20 protein-coding genes are annotated in these 21,577 nt (G+C 71.3%); 13 read left to right on the plus strand and 7 right to left on the minus strand.

The features are described 5' to 3' along the window. Positions 1-96: 96 nt before the first annotated feature. The 3 genes from G4D85_RS30175 to G4D85_RS30185 form a co-directional block, all read right to left on the minus strand. Entirely contained in the window at positions 97-2,085 is a 1,989-nt protein-coding gene (locus G4D85_RS30175; RefSeq protein ID WP_164017496.1) for a DNA repair helicase YoaA, read from the minus strand. Positions 2,086-2,236: 151 nt separating this feature from the next. Next, positions 2,237-3,049, minus strand: a complete 813-nt coding sequence (locus G4D85_RS30180) for a hypothetical protein (RefSeq protein ID WP_164017497.1) — start codon at positions 3,047-3,049, stop codon at positions 2,237-2,239. Continuing rightward, positions 3,046-4,041, minus strand: a complete 996-nt coding sequence (locus G4D85_RS30185; protein ID WP_164017498.1) for a site-2 protease family protein — start codon at positions 4,039-4,041, stop codon at positions 3,046-3,048. Before G4D85_RS30185 ends, G4D85_RS30180 begins: the two co-directional genes overlap by 4 nt. A gap of 210 nt (positions 4,042-4,251) precedes the next feature. Here G4D85_RS30185 and G4D85_RS30190 point away from each other — a divergent pair, with 210 nt between their 5' ends. The 3 genes from G4D85_RS30190 to G4D85_RS30200 all read left to right on the plus strand — a co-directional run bounded on the left by G4D85_RS30190 (position 4,252) and on the right by G4D85_RS30200 (position 6,260). Then, entirely contained in the window at positions 4,252-4,599 is a 348-nt protein-coding gene (locus tag G4D85_RS30190) for a hypothetical protein (RefSeq protein WP_164017499.1), read from the plus strand. A 101-nt stretch (positions 4,600-4,700) separates the two neighbouring features. Further along, positions 4,701-5,504, plus strand: a complete 804-nt coding sequence (locus G4D85_RS30195) for a hypothetical protein (RefSeq protein ID WP_164017500.1) — start codon at positions 4,701-4,703, stop codon at positions 5,502-5,504. Positions 5,505-5,552: 48 nt separating this feature from the next. After that, on the plus strand, positions 5,553-6,260 hold the full coding sequence (locus G4D85_RS30200; RefSeq protein WP_164017501.1) for an HAD family hydrolase: 708 nt from the start codon (positions 5,553-5,555) through the stop codon (positions 6,258-6,260). Between the two features lie 55 nt (positions 6,261-6,315). On the opposite strand, the gene G4D85_RS30205 is transcribed toward G4D85_RS30200, so the two are convergent. Next, positions 6,316-6,783, minus strand: coding sequence for a transcriptional regulator (locus G4D85_RS30205; RefSeq protein WP_164017502.1), 468 nt, complete (start codon positions 6,781-6,783; stop codon positions 6,316-6,318). A gap of 220 nt (positions 6,784-7,003) precedes the next feature. On the opposite strand from G4D85_RS30205, the gene G4D85_RS30210 reads away from it, so the two are divergent. From G4D85_RS30210 to G4D85_RS30220, 3 genes are all read left to right on the plus strand, one after another. Beyond that, positions 7,004-7,873 (plus strand): calcium-binding protein, encoded by an 870-nt coding sequence (locus G4D85_RS30210; RefSeq protein WP_164017503.1) that lies wholly within the window; start codon positions 7,004-7,006, stop codon positions 7,871-7,873. A gap of 298 nt (positions 7,874-8,171) precedes the next feature. After that, a complete protein-coding gene (locus G4D85_RS30215; RefSeq protein WP_164017693.1) occupies positions 8,172-9,086 on the plus strand; it encodes a lipid kinase in 915 nt (304 codons plus the stop codon). A 79-nt stretch (positions 9,087-9,165) separates the two neighbouring features. Beyond that, complete coding sequence (locus tag G4D85_RS30220) at positions 9,166-12,018, plus strand: carboxypeptidase regulatory-like domain-containing protein (protein WP_275900327.1); 2,853 nt, start codon at positions 9,166-9,168, stop codon at positions 12,016-12,018. A gap of 7 nt (positions 12,019-12,025) precedes the next feature. Here G4D85_RS30220 and hrcA read toward each other — a convergent pair whose 3' ends face one another. Further along, positions 12,026-13,060: a heat-inducible transcriptional repressor HrcA gene (hrcA, locus tag G4D85_RS30225; RefSeq protein ID WP_164017504.1), complete on the minus strand. Its 1,035-nt coding sequence runs from the start codon at positions 13,058-13,060 to the stop codon at positions 12,026-12,028. A 280-nt stretch (positions 13,061-13,340) separates the two neighbouring features. Between hrcA and yedA the strand changes: the two genes are divergently transcribed. The 7 genes from yedA to G4D85_RS30260 all read left to right on the plus strand — a co-directional run bounded on the left by yedA (position 13,341) and on the right by G4D85_RS30260 (position 20,286). Then, a complete protein-coding gene (gene yedA, locus G4D85_RS30230; RefSeq protein WP_240359577.1) occupies positions 13,341-14,288 on the plus strand; it encodes a drug/metabolite exporter YedA in 948 nt (315 codons plus the stop codon). After that, positions 14,285-15,130 carry a hypothetical protein gene (locus G4D85_RS30235; RefSeq protein WP_240359578.1) on the plus strand — a complete coding sequence of 282 codons (846 nt, stop codon included), beginning with the start codon at positions 14,285-14,287 and terminating at the stop codon, positions 15,128-15,130. The genes yedA and G4D85_RS30235 overlap by 4 nt, the downstream gene beginning before the upstream one ends. Next, on the plus strand, positions 15,127-16,065 hold the full coding sequence (locus G4D85_RS30240) for a type VI immunity family protein (RefSeq protein ID WP_164017506.1): 939 nt from the start codon (positions 15,127-15,129) through the stop codon (positions 16,063-16,065). Before G4D85_RS30235 ends, G4D85_RS30240 begins: the two co-directional genes overlap by 4 nt. Positions 16,066-16,252: 187 nt before the next feature. Continuing rightward, positions 16,253-16,876 carry a hypothetical protein gene (locus tag G4D85_RS30245; RefSeq protein ID WP_164017507.1) on the plus strand — a complete coding sequence of 208 codons (624 nt, stop codon included), beginning with the start codon at positions 16,253-16,255 and terminating at the stop codon, positions 16,874-16,876. Between the two features lie 46 nt (positions 16,877-16,922). After that, entirely contained in the window at positions 16,923-17,552 is a 630-nt protein-coding gene (locus G4D85_RS30250; protein ID WP_164017508.1) for an RNA polymerase sigma factor, read from the plus strand. Then, positions 17,549-18,394, plus strand: a complete 846-nt coding sequence (locus G4D85_RS30255; protein WP_164017509.1) for a hypothetical protein — start codon at positions 17,549-17,551, stop codon at positions 18,392-18,394. Before G4D85_RS30250 ends, G4D85_RS30255 begins: the two co-directional genes overlap by 4 nt. Further along, complete coding sequence (locus tag G4D85_RS30260) at positions 18,391-20,286, plus strand: hypothetical protein (RefSeq protein WP_164017510.1); 1,896 nt, start codon at positions 18,391-18,393, stop codon at positions 20,284-20,286. Before G4D85_RS30255 ends, G4D85_RS30260 begins: the two co-directional genes overlap by 4 nt. A 134-nt stretch (positions 20,287-20,420) precedes the next feature. On the opposite strand, the gene G4D85_RS30265 is transcribed toward G4D85_RS30260, so the two are convergent. After that, a complete protein-coding gene (locus tag G4D85_RS30265) occupies positions 20,421-20,816 on the minus strand; it encodes a hypothetical protein (RefSeq protein WP_164017511.1) in 396 nt (131 codons plus the stop codon). Between the two features lie 26 nt (positions 20,817-20,842). Further along, the gene (locus G4D85_RS30270) at positions 20,843-21,331 is read right to left on the minus strand and encodes a hypothetical protein (protein WP_240359579.1); all 489 of its coding nucleotides are present in this window, start codon (positions 21,329-21,331) and stop codon (positions 20,843-20,845) included. Positions 21,332-21,577 lie beyond the last annotated feature (246 nt).

Genomic DNA, 21,577 nt, shown 5'->3' on the forward strand with positions numbered 1-21,577 from the left:
ACCGGACTGCCGCCCGCACGAACCTGCTCCGCCACGCCCTTCAGAGAAGCGTACGCACCGGACTGCTGCCCGCACGAACCTGCTCCGCCGCGCCCTTCAGCGAATCGTACGCACCGGCCGCACCGGGCCGTTGAACCAGCGGCTCAGCTCCACCACGTCATCCACGCGGCGGGCGTCCGGCAGGCTGGACAGGAAGACGCGGCCGTACGCCTTGGTGACGATGCGTCTGTCCAGCATGGCGACGATGCCACGGTCCGACTGCGTGCGGATGAGCCGCCCGAAGCCCTGCCGCAGCGCCAGCGCCGCCTGCGGCAGCTGATACGCGTCGAAGGGCTCCTCTCCCCGCTGCTGGAGCTGGTTGATGCGCGCCGCCACCAGCGGGTCCCCCGGTGACGCGAAGGGCAGCCGGTCGATGATGACCAGGCTCAGCGCGTCGCCGGGCACGTCCACGCCCTCCCAGAAGCTGTGCGCCGCGAACAGCACGCTCGGCGTCTCGCGGAAGGACTCCAGCAGCTGCTGCTTGGGCCGCTCGCCCTGGAGTAGCGCCTGGTACGGCAGCCGCCCCGCCGTCAGCTCGTACGCGCGCACCATGTTGCGCAGCGACGTGAAGAGCACGAAGGCACGCCCTCCCGTCACCTCGCAGAGCTGGAGGATTTCCTCCGCCGCCGCCTCGATGAAGCCCGGAGCCGCCGGGTCCGGCAGGTGCGTGGGCGTGTACAACGCCGCCTGCCTCGGGAAGTCGAACGGGCTGGGCACCGCCAGCGTGCGCACCTGCGTCACCGGCTGCCCGTCCTCGCCGTACAGCCCCATGCGCTTCGCGAAGAAGTCGAAGCGGCTGTCCGCCGCCAGCGTCGCCGACGTGTACACCACCGTGTCCAGCGCGCCGTACATCCTGTCGCGCAGCTCCTTCGCCACGTCGATGGGGCTGGCGCGCAGGAAGAGGCCCTTGCCTCGCTGCTCCGCCCAGTACACGTGGTCCGCGGACTCCGCCTTCGCCAGGAAGCCGAGCTGCTCCTCCAGCTCGTCGGCCCGGCGGGTCAGCGCCGCCAGCTCCGGCTCGCGCTCGCCCACGGTGAAGGCGGACAGCGCGCCCAGCGACTCGCGCACGCCTTCCACCGAGGTGGACAGCTTGCCCATGGTCTCCGACTTGAGCGCCACCGAGGACTCCAGCCCCGTCAGCCCCAGCGCCCGGGGCGCCTGCGCGAAGAGGGCATCCGCGCTGCTGCGCAGCCGCGCCGACAGCGCGCGCAGCATGGCGTGGCGCGAGTCGTCCTCCTTCAGCGCCGCGACGGCGTCCCGCGACAGCTCCTCCAGCCGGTAGTTGGAGACGCTGACTCCGAAGTGGCCGCTGGCCGCGTCCTCCAGCGCGTGCGCCTCGTCGAAGATGACCGCGTCGTACCAGGGCAGCACGCCCTCGGTGCGCTTGCCGGAGCTGCGCAGCGACAGGTCCGCGAAGAAGAGGTGGTGGTTGACCACCAGCAGGTCCGCGCTCTCCGCGCGCTTGCGCATGCGCGTGACGTGGCAGCTTTCGTACAGCGGGCACTTCGTGCCCATGCACGTCTCGGACGTGGTGGACAGCCGGGACCAGGCGCTGAAGGACTCAGGCAGGTCCAGCTCGGCGCGGTCTCCCGTCTCCGTCGCCTCCGCCCACTTCTTCAGCTTCGGCCAGAGGCGCGACTCCTCGCGCGAGGTGAACTGCGGGTCCTTCGAGAAGGCGTCGTAGCGGTGCAGGCAGAGGTAGTTGCCGCGGCCCTTGAGGTACGCCGCCTCGAAGCGCAGCCCCATCTTCTCCCGCAGCAGCGGCAAATCCTTGAAGAAGATCTGGTCCTGCAGCGTCTTGGTCGCCGTGGACACGACGACGCGGCGCCCCGACAGCAGCGCGGGCACCAGGTAGGCGAGCGTCTTGCCCGTGCCCGTCCCCGCCTCGGCCAGCAGGTAGCTGCGCTCGTTGAAGGCCCGCTCCACGGCGCGCGCCATCTGGAGCTGCTCCGGGCGGTGCTCGTACGCGGGCAGCGCCTGCTCGAGCGCCCCACCAGGGCCGAGCAGGCTGTCGACGGAGTAGGACGTGGAGCTGGGGAGCGGCATCGGCACCGGGAGGAGTACGGGAGCGGCCGGACAAGATAGCAGCGAGCGCCGCTTCAGGCGCGTTTCCGTCCACCGCGCGCTCCAGCCCACCGCATGGCCGGCCGCTCCACGGGGAAGCACCCGCTCCCCCTGGCTTCAGAAGCCCTGGGACTCAGGGCCCGGCCAGCAGCGAGCGCAGGTTCTGGAAGAGGAACACCGCCAGCACCACACTCACCAGGAACAGCACCGCCACCCCCAACGTCTTCATCCGCTTCTGGGTGGTGGCGGAAGCGGAGACGGCATCGGACGAGGACGAGGACGAGGACGGCACCACCAGGGTGGCCCGCCGCACCACCTCGTCGCGCCCGCGCTGGGCCATGGCGTCTTCCGGCGCCCGCGCCAGCCACAGCCGGTACAGCCGCCCCAGCATGGCCAGCTCGCCGCGCCCCATGGCCAGCGTCATCAGCCGGTCATGCGCCTCCCAGTCGTCCCAGCGCGCGGCGAGCGCCCGCCAGGCCTCCGCCAGCACCGAGGAGGGGTAGTGCTCGTCCGGGACGAAGTTCACATAGACGAGGCCACACTGCGCGCAGGACTCCGCGCCTTCGCGCCGCACCGCCACGCACTTGGGGCAGTAGCCCGGGGGCGGCTCGAAGAGCGCCTCGCCGGACGGAGCCGTGCCGGGCGTCGCCCCCCGCACCACGCGCAGGGCCGGCGAGCTGGCGCGCTGCGGAAGCGGGAGCTGGGGGGCGGCACTCGCGACCTCTCTTGCGGTCTCCCTCGCGGCCTCCGGCAACGAAGCGCTGGAGGACGGCGCCGCGCCCTCGCGGGAGAGCGCGGCGGAGCCCACCGCGACGGACGCGGACGCGGAGGCGCGGGCGCGGCTCTCCGCGCCGCAGCGGTCGCACTTCACCACGAGCACGCCCGCCTCCACCCGGAACACCTCCAGGGGAACGAGCCGCTCACACGCCTCGCACTGGAACTTCATGTCACCACCTGACGCAAGGGGATGGGCATGGCGCAGCCGATGAGGGCCAGCAGGCACAGCGCGCAGATGACCTTGCGCGAGCGGCTGAGCGGCTCCTGGGGCTCCGTCACCTCGGGGTGCCCGAAGCCCACCAGCTTGCTCGTCACCAGCAGCCACAGGCCCCAGGACGCGGTGACGAAGACGGTGAGGAACAGCAGCACCAGCGCCACCACGCGCCCCACCCACCGCGCGTGGCTCCCCATCAGGGCATACGTCAGGTGCCCGCCGTCGAGCTGCCCCACCGGCATCAGGTTCAGCAGCGTGACGAGCAGCCCGAACCAGCCCGCGATGACCACCGGGTGCACCAGCACGTCCTTGCCCTCCGGAACCGGGCCCAGCGCCAGCCACGTGAGCCCCTGCATCAGCAGGCTGTCACCAAACACCGTCTGCACGCCATGGAAGACCTCCTCCGGCGCGGGCGGCGCATGCGTGATTTTCGCCATCACCCAGGTGAAAACATCCTTCCCATACGCCCACAGCGAGTCGTCCCCGGGGAACGCGGCGGCCAGGCGCGGCGCGTCCACCACCGTGGAGTGGGCCAGCCCCCAGAAGAGGATGGGCATCGCCACCACCAGCCCCGCCAGCGGCCCCGCCGCGCCAATGTCCACCAGGGCGTTGCGGTGCGGAATCCTGTCGCGGATGCGGATGACGGCGCCCAGCGTGCCCACGCCCAGCACCGGCAGGGGGATGAAGTAGGGCAGCGACGTGTCCACCCGGTGCAGCCGCGCCAGCAGGTAGTGCCCCATCTCGTGCGAGCCGAGGATGGCCAGCAACGACAGGCTGAAGGCCAGCGCGCGCAGGGCCGCCTCGGGGGACACCTCGGCCGGCGTGTAGGGCCGCTGGAAGTGGAAATAGAGGAGGTACGAGGTGAAGGTGGTCCCCACCGTCAGCAGCAGCAGCAGCAGATGGACCCAGTACCGGTGAGCGGGACGGGCGACGGGGGCGGTGTCCATGGGAGCGGGCCTCGGGGTTGGCTAGCAAGGGGAGGTGTGCATTGCAACGAGCCCCTGGCAGTCCCAGCAGGGTCCCTCTGTCCCCTACGGACCTTGACACGGAGTTGACATCTGGTACGACCCCGCCCGCTTGAGGTCCCTATCGAACGGCTGGGCGCTCTCCAAGGACGCTCTGCCACCGCACAAGCGTCCTTTAGAGAGGGGAAGACCATGAAGAAGTTCATCCTGTCCGCCGTCGCCGCCAGCAGCCTGGTTGCCTGCACCAGCGTTGAGAGCGCAGTCGTCTCCGGTACCGAGATCGCCTCCAACGGAGAGGCCGTGGCCGTTGTCCAGGCCAACGCCCTGGGCCTGACCGCCATCTTCCACATCATCGACATCGTCCAGAGCGACCTGGACACCGTCATCAACAAGCTCCTCATCGCCGAGGCCAAGGCCATGGGCGCCTCCAAGGTGGAGCTGCTCACCGCCGGCACCACCCCCCGCCACGGCATCTACGCCCTGGCCGGCACCATCATCGGCGTGACGTCCTCCAGCGCCACGGGCGTCGCCGTCAAGTAGTCCACAGTCCAGCCAAGGCTGGTGTGATGCGGAAGGCCCCCTGGCGACAGGCGGGCCTTCTTGCTTTTCAAGACACTTCCTCTCATCTCCTGGCACCTCCCATGCGCGCCCGCCTCCTGCTGCCCTGTGTCCTCCTGGCCCTCGCCGGCTGCCCCCGGAAGGGCGCGGACGCCAACGCCAACCTCGCCTCCGAGGTGAAGACGCGGCTGGCCGAGCGCGAAGCGAAGCTCACCAGCTACCGCATCGCCGGCACGGTGAAGGACGAGGGCCAGGAGGCGCTGTCCTTCACCTTCGACTACCGCGCGCCCCAGCGCATGCGCGGCTCGCTGGGCCCGCCCGCCTCGCGCACCTTCGCGTGGGACGGCACCCACCTCTTCCAGCAGGTGGACGGAGAGAAGTCCTTCAGCACCTTCAAGTCCGAGCTGCCCCCCGCGAAGCTGGTGGGTTTCCTCAACCAGACGTTCAGCCCCTTCACGCCGGAGGGCTTCCGCGCGCCGATGCTCCTGCGCAGCGCCACCGCCCGCCGCGCCACGCACCCGCGCGCCCCGGAGGCCGTGGAGCTGGTCCAGAAGCTGGAGGGCGAGGCCGAGGGTGTGGAGATGGTCTACGTGCTGCGCTGGCCCCGGCTGGACTTCCTGGGGAAGCGCACCCGCGCGCCGGACGGCACCGAGGCCGAGGAGCGCGTGGAGGAGGAGCACTGCCAGGAGTCGCTCGGGCTGTGCGTGCCCAAGCGCCTCACGCGGTGGCTGGGCGGCAGGCAGGTGGGAGAGACGGTGCTGGGCCGCGTGGAGCTGAACGCCACGCTGCCCAATGATGCCTTCACCCTGTCCGCGCCGGAGGGGTACTCGGTGCAGTCGAAGACACTGGTGGAGTCCACGCCCGCCGCGCCGCCCACGGGCGGTTGACCGGCTCCCCCGTCGTCCCCACCTTCGGGGCCGGGGGCAACGGCACTTATGGTGGAGAACGTCATCTTCGACGTGGATGGGACCCTGGTGGACTCGGTGGACGAGCACGCCGAGGCCTGGCGGCGCGCCTTCCTGCACTTCGGTCGGGACATCCCGTTCGCGCACGTGCGCAGTCAGATTGGCAAGGGCGCCGACCAGCTCATTCCCGTCTTCTTCAATGACGAGGAGCTGGAGCGCTTCGGCAAGGATTTGGAGGAGTACCGCGGCCAGCTCTTCGTGAAGGAGTTCCTGCCCAAGGTGCGCTCCTTCCCGCGCGTGCGAGAGCTGTTCCAGCGGCTGCGGGCGAGCGGCATCCGCGCCGCCCTGGCCTCCAGCGCCAAGGAAGACGAGCTGAAGCAGTACGTGAAGCTGTGCGGCATCGACGGCCTGTTCGAGGCGAAGACGAGCAAGGACGACGTGGACAAGAGCAAGCCCCACCCGGACATCTTCGAGGCCGCGCTGGCGCGGCTGGGCAAGCCCGACGTGAGCGCGACGGTGGTGGTGGGCGACACGCCCTATGACGCGCTCGCCGCCAACAAGCTGGGACTACCCACGGTGGGCGTGCTGGCCGGCGGCTTCCCTCCGGACGACCTGCGCGCCGCGGGCTGCCGCACGCTGGTGAAGGACCCGGCGGAGCTGCTCGCGCGCCTCGAGTCCTCGCCGCGCACCTGGCCCTGGAGCGAGGCCAGCGCCGCGCAGACGGCCAAGGACGAGTAGCCACACCCGCGCCCCATCTCCCCGGAGAGGGAGATGGGGAGGGGGATGCGACTCCCTACTTCCGCGTGCTGCTCCGGCTGCTCTTGCGGGCACCGCTCCGGCCGCGCCCGCTGGTGCTCTTGCGGCTGCCGCCGCGCGAGGTGGTGCGCTTGGTGGCGCTCTTGGCGCGGCTGCTGGTGGAGCCGCGCTTCGCGGTGGCCCGGCGCGCCGCGGTGCTCCGCGACGTGGCCTTGCTGCCCGAGCGAGTGGAGCGCTTGGCCTTCCGGGTGGCGTCGGCGCGCGCCTTCCCTCCCTTGGCGCCGGCCTTGCGCGCATTCTTTCGTGCGACGGGGCGGCGGCGCGCGGCCTTGGCCTTGCTGCCCGAGCCGCCCTTCATTCCGCCCCCGGTGAGCTTGTTGACGGTGGCCCAGGCTCGGGCCTCGGCCGTCTTCTCGGAGGTGCCCTTCTTCTCGTAGCCCTCCTCGATGTGCTCGGCCATGCGCTTCTGCTTCGACGTGTACTTCGCCTTGCTTCCACGTGCCATGCGTTGCCCTCCTGGCAATGTCGGCTCCGGCGAGGAGCCAGCGTCACCTGGAAGGTGGGCAGCCACCCGGGAGCGTCAAGCCCCACACGGGCCCTTGCGCGCACACGCCGGAGGCCCCAGGGCCGCGCGCGAAAATGAGTCCCGCAACTTCTCCGCGGAGGCCGGGTTCAGGAGCAGCGAGGCCGGAACACGCAGCACCGACCCACCCTGGAGGAATCCCATGAACCGCACTTCCACCCACCGCCGTCTCCTCGCCGCCGCGCTGTGCTTCACCCTGCCCCTGGGGCTCATCGCCTGTGGCAACGACACCCCGGGCGAAGAGGCGCTCTATGTCGGCGAGGCCGCCGCCTTCCTCGCCTCCTCCGAGGAGGGGGGCGACATCGGCGGGGACGCGGTGGCCGACGCGGATGGCACCACGCTGCAGTCCATGGCGACGGAGGAGGTGGACGCCATCACCCAGGAGCCCACGGACACGGGCGGCCTGTGCGACTTCAGCGCCCGCCGGCAGGCGGTGCTGGCGAAGTACGACGATGACGGGGACGGCACGCTGGGCAACGCCGAGCTGCGTGAGCTGAAGGCGGACCTGGGCGAGCGCCGCGAGGCCATCCGCCCGCGCCTGGCGCAGCTGGGCGAGCGCGCGCGCCACTGGGCCTTCTGGCGGGTGCGCTGGGCCTTCGACGAGGACGGCAGCGGCACGCTGTCCGCCGAGGAGCGCACCGCGCTGGTGGATGCCATGGAGGCTCGCTGCGAGCGGCTGCGCTCGGAGCGGCTGGAGAAGTTCGACGCCAATGACGACGGCAAGCTGGACGAGACCGAGCGCCAGGCGGCCCGCGAGGCGGTGCGCGCGAAGTGGCGGGCGAAGCGCCAGGAGGTGCTGGCCACGTACGACACCAACACCAACGGCGTGCTGGACGACGGGGAGCGCGTGGCGCTGCGCCAGGCCCGCGTGGCCGCCGCCCAGGAGCGCCGCGAGACGCTGATGGCCACGTACGACACCAACAGCGACGGCACGCTGAGCACCGAGGAGGCCCTGCCGCTCCGGAAGGAAATCCAGCGCCGCATCATCGAGGGCCGTGACGCGGAGGAGTGACGCACCGGAGGTCGCCTCACGCCTCCTGACGCTCCGGCCGACTCCACGCGGCCGGACGCGGGGACGGGTTGGCCCGTGTGGATTCCCCCTCGTGCCCTGTCCCCGCCCCCCAGGTCGCCCTCCCGGCGGCCTGGGGGTTTCCCTTTCGTACACTTCCGCTTCGCCCTCCACCCACCGGGCCCGCTGGCCTGCCTGCCCCGGCGTGCACACCTTGGAGGACGACACGGAAAGAGAGGTCACCCTGGAACCCGCTCTCATCGAGCCCCCCCGTCACCGGACCCTGGACGACGGACCGGCGGTGTTGGTGGTCAACACCGGCTCGCGCTCGGGGCGGGAGGCCTTCGACACGGCCCGCGCCGCACTCACCTCCCGGGGTGTCCCGGTGGTGGAGTGCCACGCCCTGTCCCGCACGGAGCGCCTCCAGCACGTGCTGGAGCGGATGACGCAGCTGGGCGCGCGCCGCATCCTCGTGGGCGGTGGCGACGGCACGCTGAGCTGTGTGGTGGGCCAGCTCCTGGGCCGGGACGTGACGCTGGGCGTGCTGCCGCTCGGCACGGGCAACGACTTCGCCCGCTCGCTGGGAATACCTCAGGACATCGAGGCCGCGTGCGACATCATCGCCCAGGGCTACACCGCGCGGGTGGACGTGGGGCTCGCCAACGGGCGGCCCTTCCTCAACGCGGCCAGCCTGGGCCTGGCCACCGGCATCGCGAAGCGGCTGACGAAGCGCCTCAAGCAGCGCGCGGGGAAGCTGGCCTACCCGGTGGCCGCCGCCGCGGAGATGAAGGACCTGAAGCCCTTCCACGTGCGCATCCAGGCGGATGACCAGGAGCTGGAGCTGGACGCGCTGCAGCTCGTCGTGGGCAATGGCCGCTACCACGGCGCGGGCAACGTGGTGTCTCCCGATGCGCAACTGGATGACAGACGCCTCCACGTGTACGCCATCGCCGCCCCCTCCGCGAGCAATGGCCGCGAGGGCACCGGCCTGGGCCAGCTCCAGGACCTGGCCACGCTGGCGCGCGTGGCGATGTCGCTGCGCTCCGGTGAGCACGAGGACCACCCGGCCGTCTCGTCGCTGCGCGCGGCCCGCCTCTACGTGGAGGCAGACCCGGTGCAGGAGGTGAACGCGGACGGAGAGCTCGTCGGCCGCACGCCCATGCGCTTCGAGGTGGCCCCGGCGGCCCTGCGCGTCTACGCGCCCGCGCCCTCCTGAATTTCGATTCAGCTCATGTCTGGCCTACGCTGGGGGAGTCCGCGGCGGCCTCCCCCTCCGCCGCGGGGAGGCCGAGCCCGTGCGACAGCGTTCCCGACTCCCCATCCTCATCGCGGCCTGTCTCGCCGTGGCGGCCGTGCTGCTCCTGTGGTTCCGCATGCCCGCGCCGGGAAGGCTGACGGCTCCGGGCCCGGAAGCCCCTGTCGCCCTCACGCCCGCCGCCGCCGAGCCCGCGCCCCGTGCCAGCGCGCCGCCCACGCCGTCGCTGGAGACGGCCGCCACGCCGGAGGATGGGGCCTTCGTCGTGCGCGTGGTGGATGGCGCGGGCCCTGTCGCGGGCGCGCGCGTGCGGGCGTACCTGCGCGTGGAAGGGGACGGCACCGGGGCCACGCCCTGGCGCCGCGCGGGCGAGGGCACCACGGCCGCGGACGGCACGCTGCGGCTACCAGCCGGCCCGGGGGACTACCTGCTGTCCGCGCACGCGGAGGGCCATGGCCCTGCCCGGCGTCAGGCCACGCGCCCCCTCGGTGAGGCGGAGACGGCGGTGGAGTTGTCGCTGCCCAGCGGTGTCTCGCTGGAGGGCCGCACCGTTGCGGAGGGCCGGGGTGGAGAGCCGGTGCCGCTGGCGGAGGTGACGCTGCGGCCGTACCCGGGACTGGCCCGGGCGGGCATGGAGCCCGTGGGCCTGCCGGAAGAGTCCCCGGCGGTGACGAGCGACGCGCGGGGCCGCTTCACCTTCTCCGGCCTCGCGCCGGGCCGCTACGAGCTGACGGCCGAGGCGCCGGGCTTCAGCCGCCGCACGCTGCGCCTGCTCCAGGTGCCTCACGCCGGTGAGCTGGTGGTGGGGCTGTGGGGCGCGGGCACGCTGGAGGGCTTCGTGGTGGACGCGAAGGGCCAGCCCGCCGCGGGCGCGGAGGTGACGGCGGCGGGCGGACTCGTCCCGGTGCGCGTCACCACCAGCGACAGCGGCGCCTTCGCGCTGGAGGTCGGCGCCGGTACCTGGGTGGTGTCGGCGCGGCTCGGAGAGGCCGTGGGCCGCGTGCCCGGCGTGCTCTCCGTGGCGGCGGGCGAGACGCTGCGCGGCCTCACCGTGACGCTGGGAGGCGCCAGCGGGCTGGAGGGCACCGTGTCGACGACGGACGGCGCCCCGGTGCGCGGCGCGGTGCTGGTGGCCCGGCCTTCCGGCGGCACGGGCGAGCTGGCGCGGACCGCCTCCGTGGGAGAGGGCGTGTGGCGGATGGACGTGCCGCCCGGTGAGTACGACGTGGCCGTGCGGGCGCCCGGAATGACGGGCCTGCTGCGCGAGGCCGTGGTGGTGAGCCCGGGCCAATACACTCCGCTGGACGTGCGGCTGGAGCCGGCGACGGCGGTGGTGGAGGGCCTCGTGGTGGACGGCGAGGGACGGCCCGTGGAGGGAGCCCAGGTGCGCGCGGGGCTCCGGTCCGGAGAAGGCGTGACACGCACCGCGCTCACCGATGCGCAGGGCGCGTACCGGCTGGAGGGGCTCGAGGCGGGGCTGACCTCCCTCCAGGCCCGGCGGGACGGGGCCGTCCGGTGGACGCTGCGGATGGAGACCCTGAAGCCCGCCAGCACCACGCAGGTGGACTTCACGCTGCCGGACTCCGGCGCTGTGTGGGGACAGGTGACGCGCGAGTCGGGCGCGCCCCTCACCGAGCCGGTGCTGGTGCACGCGCTGCCCCGGGGCGCGGGCTCGGGCGCGGGCTCGGCGGAGACGGATGCCCAGGGGCGCTTCCAGCTGGAGCTGCCCGCGGGCGTGTACCAGCTCGTCGCGCTGGCGCACGCGGCGGCCGTCTACGTCCACGTGGAGAATGACCCGGCGGTGACGGTGCCTCCGGGTGGCACCGTGCAGCAGGACCTCACGCTGAAGGAGGACGGAGCCCTGGCGGGTACCGTGCTGGAGCCCTCGGGAGCGCCCAGCCCGCTGGCCGCCGTGGCCGCCGTCCAGGGTGGCGACTTCCCCATGACGGTGCGGGTGCGCGCGGACGAGACAGGCCAGTTCACCCTGCCCCACCGCCCCCCGGGCGCCGCGCCCCTGGAGCTGGTTGCCTACAACGGCGGTCGCACGGGCCGGCTGCCGGGTGCGAGCGAGGGCCAGGGCCCCTTGAGCGTGCGCCTCCAGCCCGCGGCCACCCTGCGCGGCCGGGTGGTGGCGGGCAGCGGCACGGCGCCCACCGGCTTCACCCTGGAGCTGCGCGAGCCGGACGGCGAGGAGCTGCCCTGGGCCCAGGCGTGGCCCACCACGCGGCGCTTCCCGGGTGACACCTTCGCGATGCCGGACGCGCCCGGCCAGCCGGTGAAGGTGACGGTGCGCACCGACGACGGCCGCACGGGCGAGGCCCAGGTGACGCTCTCACCGGGCGGCTCCGCGGAGGTGGAGGTGCCCCTCACCGGCGGCGCGGCCTCCATCTCCGGGCGCGCGGTGTGGAGCCGGGGCGCCGGGCCCGCCGGGGGCGTGGCGGTGTTCCTGGACCGCGCGGTGTCGGCACAGCCCGACGCGCGCACCGGACCGGACGGCCGCTTCCGCCTGGACGACGTGCGCCCCGGCCCGCACACCGTGCGGCTGCTGCCACCGGAGGGCCGCGTGGAGACGCGCACGGTGAAGGTGGTGGAGGCCCAGGCCAGCGAGCTGGGCGACGTGACGGTGTCCCCGCGCCGCGCGGCGCCGGGCACCCTGGGCGCGGGCTTCAGCGAGGACCGGGGCCACGTCACCTTCGCCTGGCTGACGCCGGACGGGCCCGCGGCGCGCGCGGGCGTGATTCTCGGAGACCGGCTGCTCGCGGTGGACGGGCAGGTGGTGCGGGGCAGGACGGAGGCCGAGTCCCGCGCGCACGGGGCCCCCGGTACTCCGGTGCGGCTGCAAGTGCGGCGCGCGGGCGGCGAGCAGGAGGTGCTCGTCACCCGCGCCGAGTAGCCGCGCGCTACACCTTCTCCAGCACGCGCGACAGCACCTGCGCGGTGAAGTTCACCAGCGGAATCACGCGCCGGTAGTCCATGCGCGTGGGGCCGATGACGCCCACCGTGCCCAGCACCTGCTCCTGGTTTCCGTACGGGCTGGCGATGACGGAGACGTCTCCGGCGGCGGAGAAGTCGCTCTCCGCGCCGATGAAAATCTGCATCTCGTTGGCGCGCTGCACGCGGTCCAGCAGCGACAGCAGCTTGTTCTTCTCGTCCAGCGCCTTGAAGAGCGCGCGCATGCGCTCCACGTCCGCGAACTCGGGCGCCTCCAGGAACGAGCCCGTGCCCTGGATGAGCACCCGCTCCGTGGTGGGCAGGTCCGTGGCCGCCGCGCCCAGCTTCAGCGCCTTGGCCGTCAGCGCGTTGTAGAGCGCCTGCTCCTGGTCCATCTCCGCGCGGATGCGCTCACGCGCCTCCTCCAGCGGCACCTCGCACAGCAGCTCCGACAGGTAGTTGCTCGCCTTGAGCAGCTCGTCCGAGGTGATGGGGAACTCGACGGTAATCGCCTTGTTGTGCACCTGGCCGCTCTGCCCGACCAGGATGGCGAGCACCCGGTCCTCGCGCAGGCGGACGAACTCGATGCGCCGGAACACCGCCGAGTCCGGCCGCGGCGTCACCACCACGCCCGCATGCCGCGTCAGCGAGTGGAGGATGCGGCTGGCCTCGCCCAGCACCTCTTCCAGGTTGGCCTCCTGGATGAGGCCCGCGTGGATGAGCTCCCTGTCCCTTGGCGTGGGGTCCTTCAGCTTGACGAGCGTGTCCACGTAGAACCGGTACCCCTGGTCCGTGGGGACGCGCCCGGCCGAGGTGTGTGGCTTCTCCAGGAAGCCAAGCTCCTCCAGGTCGGCCAGCACGTTGCGCATGGTGGCCGAGGAGACCTCGAACCCGGGGCGGCGGGCGAGCTGTTGACTGCCTACCGGTCCGCCCGTGGTGATGTACTCCTGCACCACCGCGCGGAGGACTTCCTTCTCTCGCTCTCCCAGCTCTTCAGACGGCATCCCTGCTCACACTCCGGAGCCGGTGGCCCGGCACGACATCCACCGAGGCTCCACCGGAAGTTTAAGAAAGCGGGGCCGCTGCTTCAATCCGCGTTTCCCTTGTCCGTACGTCCAGCTGGCGCCGCCATTCCCGAGAGGGGACAGCGGAAAGGCAGGCAGGCGCCACCGTGCTCGGGAGCATGCCCAGCCCCACTGTACCGCATCGCGAGCGAGCCGACTGTAGGGTACGGGAATGCGCACATGGCCGGGCCCTGGCGTGGACGCTAGAAGCGGCGGCATCGTGTCCGCCTCTTCGCCCGCGCAGTCCCTGCCCCAGCTCCCTTCGACTCCCTCCGTCGCGCCCACCGGCGACCTCGGCGCGCCGGGCGCACAGCGGGGCTGGCTCATTGTCAGCCTGGTGTCGCTGTATCTCATTTGGGGCTCCACCTATCTGGCCACCCGCTGGGGGTTGCAGGGGGGCCTGCCGCCCTTCCTGATGTCGGGGACGCGCTTCACGCTGGCCGGCGCCGTGCTGTTCGCCGTGCTGTGGTTGCGCGGCGCGCCGGTGCCCTCCGTTCGCCAGTGGGCGTCCAGCGCGGTGGTGGGCCTGTTGCTGCTGGGCATCGGCAACGGCGGCCTCGTCTACGCGCAGCAGTGGGTGCCGTCCGGAGTGGCGGCGCTGGTGGTGGGCAGCCTGCCCATGTGGACGGCGCTCTTCGGCGGTCTCTTCGGCCAGTGGCCGGGGCGCATGGAGCGCTGGGGGCTGGCGGTGGGCTTTGGCGGCATCGTCCTGCTCAACCTGGGCGGCAACCTGGGCGGGCAGTGGCTGCCCACGCTGGCGATGCTGGTGGCGCCGATGAGCTGGGCGTTCGGCTCCATGTGGAGCAAGCGCCTGCCCATGCCGCAGGGGTTGATGTCCGCCGCGGCACAGATGCTGTGCGCCGGCGTGTTGATGACGGCCTTCGGCATGCTGATGCTGGGCGAGCACCTGCCGACGGTGATGCCGGGCCCGCGCGCCCTCTTCGCCTACTTCTACCTGGTCATCTTCGGCTCGGTGGTGGGCTACAGCGCCTATGGCTACCTGCTGCGCAATGCGCGCCCGGCGCTGGCCACCAGCTACGCGTATGTGAATCCGGTGGTGGCGGTGTTCCTCGGCGGCGTGCTCGCCGGTGAGACGATGGGGCCCACGGCCTGGATTGCCATGGGCGCCATCCTCGGCGCGGTGGCGCTGCTGACGCGCAAGCGGTGAAGACAGGACGGCGCGCGGATGGCGACATGCCATTGATGCAACTTCGGTGGGTGTTGCTCGCCAGCCTGTTGCTGGCCGCGTGCGGTCCCTCGCGCACCTCGCGGCAAGGCGAGCCGCGCCACTATGCGCAAGCGATGGACTCGGCGACGAGCGCATGCCTGCGCAACCCCGCCTGCTACACGGCCACGGGCGAGGACGCCATCCTCCCGTGGCTGTCACGCGCGGCGAGCGCGGTGCGCACCACCGCGGCGATGATGCGGTTGCTGGAGGCGGCGGATATCGAGCGTGTCGAAGGCATCCTCTCGGAGTGCGCCTCGGAAGCTAACGGACACGTCAACGAACAGCGCTACGGGAAGGGCGGGTGGCCCACCCCCGAGCAATGCAAGGAGGCGGTGACGTCTCCCTGGGGGCAGAAGGAGACGCGGGCGGAAGAACTGGGCCGGTTGAAACACGAGGTGGCGCTGGAGTGCGCGCGGCAGAAGCTGAAAGACGCGTTCGCGGGCAACTACAGCATCGAGCCGCGTTACTTCCGCGACCCCGGGAAGGGCCTGCGCCTGATATCGCCAACCCAGGTGGCCGAATGGCTACAGGACGGGCTCTTCCACCTGCTGGCAGGGACGTTGGTGCCGGACGTCGTCATTCATTCGACGAACGAGCCGCTCAAGGTGCAGGCCGTCTATGACTTCAAATTCCCGTGCCCGCTCGACAACGAGCCATCCTGGCGGCGCAACCCATCCGGACCGCCCTTCTACGCAAAGCACCAGGGCCTCATCTACCATGAGGCACTCGGAGGCATGAAGCCGGCAATGGTTGCGCCGGGCCACGGAATCAAACGGCAATGAGCGTTCCCACTCCGAAGGTCCGCATCTACGAGACCTACAGGCCATGTCCGCCAGAACGCCCGGAGGCCCGACGGTATCTGGTCGTGCGGGACAGCCTGAACATCACCTTCTACATGCGGCGGCCCCACAGCGAGGTGAGGCATGCCGTCGCGCACGCATTGGAGGTCTACCTCCAGGCCGTCGGGCAGCAGAAGCTGACCTGTTACGCAACGCGTTCCGGCGACTGGCAGGACCTCGATGACGCCGGCTGGGCGTTCATCCGGGAGTACCTGCTTCAGCCAGAGGGCGCGAACATCCTCCTGAGAGAACACGCAACGGTGGTACCCGGACATGCGTTTGTCCATCTGGGTGTGGGCGCGGACACGCCCAGCGACGGGTTGTTCCCTGACGAGGCCTCCGCCGTCTCCTTCTGGCTGCCGACCGAGTACCTGGAGGAACGCGGTCCCGGTTGGTTGAGGGAACTGGCCCTGGAGCTGGGCGCCAGGCTTCCCTTCAACTCCGGCCATGCCGGCTTGTTCCTCCAGTCATCCTTCGACCCCATGACGCACGCGGAGGTCCGCGCGGCCTGCCTCGCCTACCCGGGGCTGGACCTCCTGAATGTGGACGAGGTGGCCAGCAACATCGGCACCCGGGTCAAGGGAGCGCACTGGCTGACCTTCCTCGGCCAGCCGGTGCTGGGGGAGTTGGGCGGTGCGACGGGCCTTCGCTCCCGCCTGCACTCACCCGACACCACCCTGCAGGACCTGGGTGCGGACCGGGTCGTGGTGACCCTCGGACAGTGGCCAGAGGCCGGGGACCAGGAACCGGAGCGCACCCTGGCCCCGCACCGCGAGTTGGCGCGCGTGCTGGAGCCGTGGCTCTACCGCGAACGCACCCCTTGGACTGGCTTCACCGAGGACGACATGCGCCGCTGGGAACGGCGCCTCCTCGATTAGCCTTCCTGCCGCCCTGCGGAACAGGACGCTGCGCAGGTGCTGCTGACGCGCAAGCGGTGATGTGCCGCGGCGGCGGGGGCTTCAGGGGAAATAGGGCCGGAATGATTTTTTTAAACGCGCGCCGGCCCTCGGGGTTCTCCGTGCAGCACGACCCAAGGGCCGGCTGTCGGGTCCCCCGGAGAACCCCATGAAGACCGCCCACGCCGTGGCTGCCTCGCTGTTGGCCACGCTCACCCTGTCCACGCTCGCCCAGGCCGAGGAACGCGTGCCCGCGGGGCCGCCCGGCTCCGTGCTCAACACGCCGTCCCATGCCCACCGGCTCGATGTGGGCGGCAGCTTCGGCTTCAACAATGCCGGGGGAGTGGGCTTCTTCACCGGCTTCGGCGTGGCGGCCGACGTGCGACTGGTGGACTTCCTGTCCCTGGGCGCGGGCGTGGGCGGAGGACTGTGGGGCCCCCGTTTCACCGCACACTCCCGCGTGTACCCGCTGGGTGTCTCGCGCTCCTTCTTCCTGCAGGGCGCGCTGGCGTACAACCTCGGACACGATAGCTATTTCGATGAGGACTCCAGGGACGAGGTGCGCATCAGCCGCGCGGGTGCCACCACCGCGAATGCCTCGCTGGGCTACCGCATGGACCTCGGCTCGCGCGGCTGGCTCGCCTTCGAGGCGGGCTGGGCCTTCCGCTTGCGCCCCGCGGAGTACCGCGCCACCGGAAGGCGCGAGCTGACCGACGCCGAGGAGCAGGCGCTGCGCTTCTCCCGGCCGGGCGGCATCCTCCTGGGCATCTCCGGCGGCTTCTCCGTTCTCTAGGAGGCTCCGAGAGGAAGCTCCAGTAGACTGCCCCGAGCGCCGCACCATGACGGACTCCGCCAACGACGCGCCCAAGGTCCTTCCCTTTCCAGGGGACGCTCGGCGTGGGCTCGAGGTGCGCACCGACGAGGAGCTGATGCTCCTGTCCGGCGCGGGCTCCGCGGAGGCCTTCGAGCAGCTCGTGCGCCGGCACCACCCCCGTCTGGCGCGCTTCTGCGGCAAGTCCGTGGGCAGCGCGGCCGAGGGCGACGAACTGGCTCAGGAGACGCTGGTGCGGGTGTGGGAGACGCGCCGCGACTACCAGCCCCGCGCGCCCTTCGTCGTCTTCATGCTCACCGTCGCGCGCAACCTGTGCCGCAACCGCGCGCGAGACTCGGGCCGGCGCGGACGCTGGCAAGCGGAGGCACACGACGTGGCCCGGAGAGAAGCCGTGTCCTCGCCGGCCGCCGCGAGCGCGGTGGACCAACTGCTGGAACGAGAGCAGCAGCGGCGCGTGCGCGAGGCGATGCTGGAGCTGCCCGACAAGTTCCGCGAGGTGCTGTTGCTACGGTTCGACCAGGAGCTCGACTACGCGGAGATTTCCCGCATCGTCGGGCGCAACGAGGCCACGGTCCGCTCGCGCGTGTTCCATGGCCTGAAGAAGCTCCGCGCCAGGGTGCCAGGAGGTGTTTCGTGACGTCGCCATGCCCCGAGCCGTCGGTATGGCCGCGACTCGTCGACCGGCAGCTCTCCGAGGACGACGCGCGGACCCTGCGTGCCCATGCCCGGGACTGCGCGCGCTGCCAGGCCGAGCTGGGAGGGACGGAGGCGCTCGTCGCGCGCATCGCCGCGCCGCTGGAGCCCGCCGCGCCTCCTGACGAAGCCGTGGCGCGGGTGCTGCGCCGGGTGCGCGCGGGTCCTCCCGAGCGGCGGGTACGTCCCATCCGCTTCCGGCCCTGGATGGGCGGGGCCGCCGCGGCGCTCGCCGCCGGTCTCGCGCTGTTCGTCCTGCGGCCCACGCCCACGCCCCTTCCCGGCGAGACGACGTGGACGGCACGCGGCGCCGGGCCGGTGGAGGCGACGTTGGCTCGGAGCGTGGGCATCACCTTCCACACGCCGGGCTCGGGCGCCGCGCCGCTGGCCTCCGGCGCGGTGGTGCCGGCGGAGTCGGGCTTCGGGGTGCGCTATCGCAACCTGGACACACAAGCACCGGTGTACCTGCTGGCTTTCGCGCAGGACGCGAGGGGTGAGGTGCACTGGCTCTACCCGGCCCACCTGCGCGAGGATGCGAACGAGCCGTCGGTGAGGCTGGAGCCGTCGGCGGAGGCTCGGGCGATGGAGGAAGTCGTGGTGCTGGAGGAGCCGGCGTCCGGGCCGCTGCGGCTCGTGTCCGTCGTCACCCGCGCGCCGCTGGGAGTCCAGGACATCGAGTCACTCCCACCGGAGGCGCGCACTCCCGAAGCGCTGCGACGGCGATGGCCGGAGGCGACGGTGGAGACAGTCTCCATCGTCCTGGCAAGGACAGGGGCGGGGCCTTGAAGTCTCCGCTGCCACTCCTCATCGCACTCACGCTGTCGGCCACCGCCGCGGCAGAGGCTCCAGCCTCTCCGCCTGCTGTGTTCGCGCTGGTGGTGTCCAACAACCGCGGCTTCGCACCCGGCCGGTCGGTGCTCCAGTACGCGGACGACGATGGGGCGAAGTACCACGACGTCTTCTCCATGCTCGCGGAGCCCGGGGGTGTGGTGCTCCTCACGGAGCTGGACGCAGATACCCGGCGGCTCTTCCCGGCGCTCGTGCCGGTGGCGCGCCCGCCCACCTCGGGGAACGTGGCGGAGGCGGCCCGGTCGCTCGCCGAGCGCATCGCCGAGGCGAAGCGCTCCGGGCGCGAGGTGGACTTCTACTTCGTCTTCGCCGGCCACGGGGACGTGGACCAGGGGCGCGGCTTCCTGGAGCTGGCGGACCGGCCCTTCGACGCGGACGACCTTCAGGCGCTGCTGCGTCAGGTGGACGCCACGCGCGCGCACGTCATCCTGGACAGCTGCAACTCCTTCTTCGTGGTGAGCCCGCGCAAGGCGGGTGGGCGGCGCTACGCCACCCCCGCGGACATGACGCAGCACCTGGCGCGGCGGCTGCCCGCGGTGGGCGTGCTGCTGTCCACCAGCGCCGAGGCCGAGGTGTACGAGTGGTCCGAGCTGCAGTCCGGCGTGTTCAGCCACGTGGTGCGCGCGGGGTTGATGGGCGCCGCCGACGCGGACGCGGACGGGCGCGTCACCTACGCGGAGCTGGAGGCCTTCGCGAGCGTCGCCGCCCAGGAGATTCCCAACCCGCTGTTCCGGCCCCGCATCTTCGCGCTCGGCCCGGGGCGCAGCGCCCAGGCTCCGCTGGTGGACCTGCGGGCGGTGCGCTCGGCGGTGACGCTGACGGTGGACGCTCCGCCCGCGGTGCGCCTCACGCTGCGAGATTCACAGGGCCTGCGGTGGGTGGACCTCCACAAGGAGGCCGGGGTGCCGCTGGCGCTGCGGCTGCCGCCCGGGGTGGCGCGCGGCCTGGAGGTGGAGCGCCCCGACGGGGCCGACGGCGTGCGCTGGTCTCTGGGAGAGGTGCCGCCCGGTGCCGCGGTCGAGCTGGCGAGCTTCACTCCCGCGTCCGCGCCGCCGGCCTCGCGCGGCGTGCAGGACCAGCTCCGCCAGCTCTTCGCGACGCCCTTCGGTCCCCAGGCGCTGGCCGCCTTCGAGCAGGCCCGGAGCGCCAGTCCTCCGCCCATGTACGGAATCTCCCTGGCGGACCGTGAGCGCATGCGGCAGCTGGTGGAGACCTTCAGCGCGGTGGAGTTGGACAAGCGTCGCACACAGAGCATCCTCTTCGGCGCGTCGCTGGCGTCGACGGTGGGCTCCGGCGCCGTCCTCATCGGGCAGGGGGACTTGCAATCGCAGGCGGAGGGCATCGCCACGCTGGGCGTGGGGCTCATCTTCAGCGGCGTGGACTTCCTTCAGCAGGTGCGGCGCGAGGACCCGCAGGCCCTGCTGGAGGAGTTCCGCGCGTCGAACGCGGACCCCTCGGTGGACCCGGGCCACACCATTGCCCGCGTGGACTACCGGCTCAACCGCTTCCTCGCACAGGAGCGGAAGGTCCGCCGCCAGCTCGCGACGATAGGCTGGCTCTGCATGGGGTCGGCCGTGATGATCCTCGGCCTGGCGGAGGTGGACCGCTTCACGGGAGTCAACCGCAGGGAGGTGGTGGAGACCGAGATTGCCGCGCTCCTGATGGCGGTGAGCGGCACGTCCTACCTGCTGCGCGCCGAGTACACGGAGAGCGCCACCGAGCACCTGGTGCGGCAGTGGAACACGGACCCGGACATGCGGCGCCTGCCGCGCGTCGCCGTGGTGCCGTCCTCCGGGGGCGCGGTGCTCACCGTGGGCGGCGCCTTCTGAGGACGGGTGGGTGCAGGGCGAAGTCCACCAGCAGCCGGGGTTCGCCCAAGCCGGGAGGCCCCAAACATGAACATGTGCGCGCGCCGACGGCATCCTACCTGCTGCCAGCAGGCGCGCAGTTCAAGACGAAGCACCTACTCGGGCTCTTCCTTCCAGTCTTCATCCGTCTTCAACTCTTCAGGAAGAGGCGCGACCATGAACAGCAACCTCCCTTGCGCTTGAACGACCATGAAGCCTTTTCCAGCGATCCTCACACGCTCGGAATCCCGGGCCTTCCCGCTGACAAGCCACTGGTCCGCCTCCTCTCGCGTCGCGAAATCATGAGAGACCTCGACCGTGAAGGACGTATCGGAAAACTTCTTGTAATACTTGGCGAAGTCGTCCTCCTGCGCACTGTCTTGGATATAGAGCAATGCGGCCTGGGCAAGCTTGAGCGCCTCCCGTTCCTTCGAGCCCTCCGCTTGATTTTCGATGAAAGGGTTCAGAGCGAGGAGCATGCCTTCCAAATCGAGACCTGGCGTCTGTGCCATATCGTCACCTGATATCCGCCACTCGCTCACAGTGGGGCAAGAACCAGCGCACCACCCGCTGCGATGGCAACGACGTAGGGAGCGGCAATCACGCCCGCGACGATGACGATGGTACCAACCGCCACCTCGGTCTTGTGCTCCCTGAGCCATTCGAGCGCAGCATTCATGGTGGGAAAGTGAAGCTCCTTCTTCTGCGAATCCTGCCGCTCCAGTTCCTCCTGCTCCTGGATGCACCTCATGAACTCTTCGCGGCACGTCTTGGTACAGTGCTCATGGTGCATGCCGGAGCCCTTCTTGATGCTTGAAATGCTTGGTTTACGATTCCAGCATGCCTTGAAGCACTGCTTTTGCAGTTCGTTGCAGTAAGCTTCCGCCCCAGACCCACCAGTTCCGCTCCCGACGTCAGAGCCGACTCCGCTCGCGTCCTCGGAAATGACGTAGACTTTTCGCTCTGGCTGCTGCGTATGGGCGCATCCGGGGCTGGCCGTCGCCACGACCACCAGCAGCGCCGCCAAGCTTATTGGACGTACTGGGAGCATTGCCCACCTCGAAGGGCCACTATGACTGTTCTCGGTGTAAGCCGCCAAGACGGCGGCAGGAGCCTGTACAGCGGTGCTCCCCAGAATCCCTGGGGAGATCTTCGCGGGGCCTATGTTCCCTCCGCTCCGCTCACTGCCCCCGTAGCCCCCGAGCACACCGCACCGCGACGACACACCCCACCTGCCCCTGTTCTCTGAAGCGCCCGCGCGCCCGGAGGCAGG

Source organism: Pyxidicoccus trucidator, from assembly GCF_010894435.1.
In the GTDB taxonomy this organism is placed as follows: Bacteria; Myxococcota; Myxococcia; order Myxococcales; family Myxococcaceae; genus Myxococcus; species Myxococcus trucidator.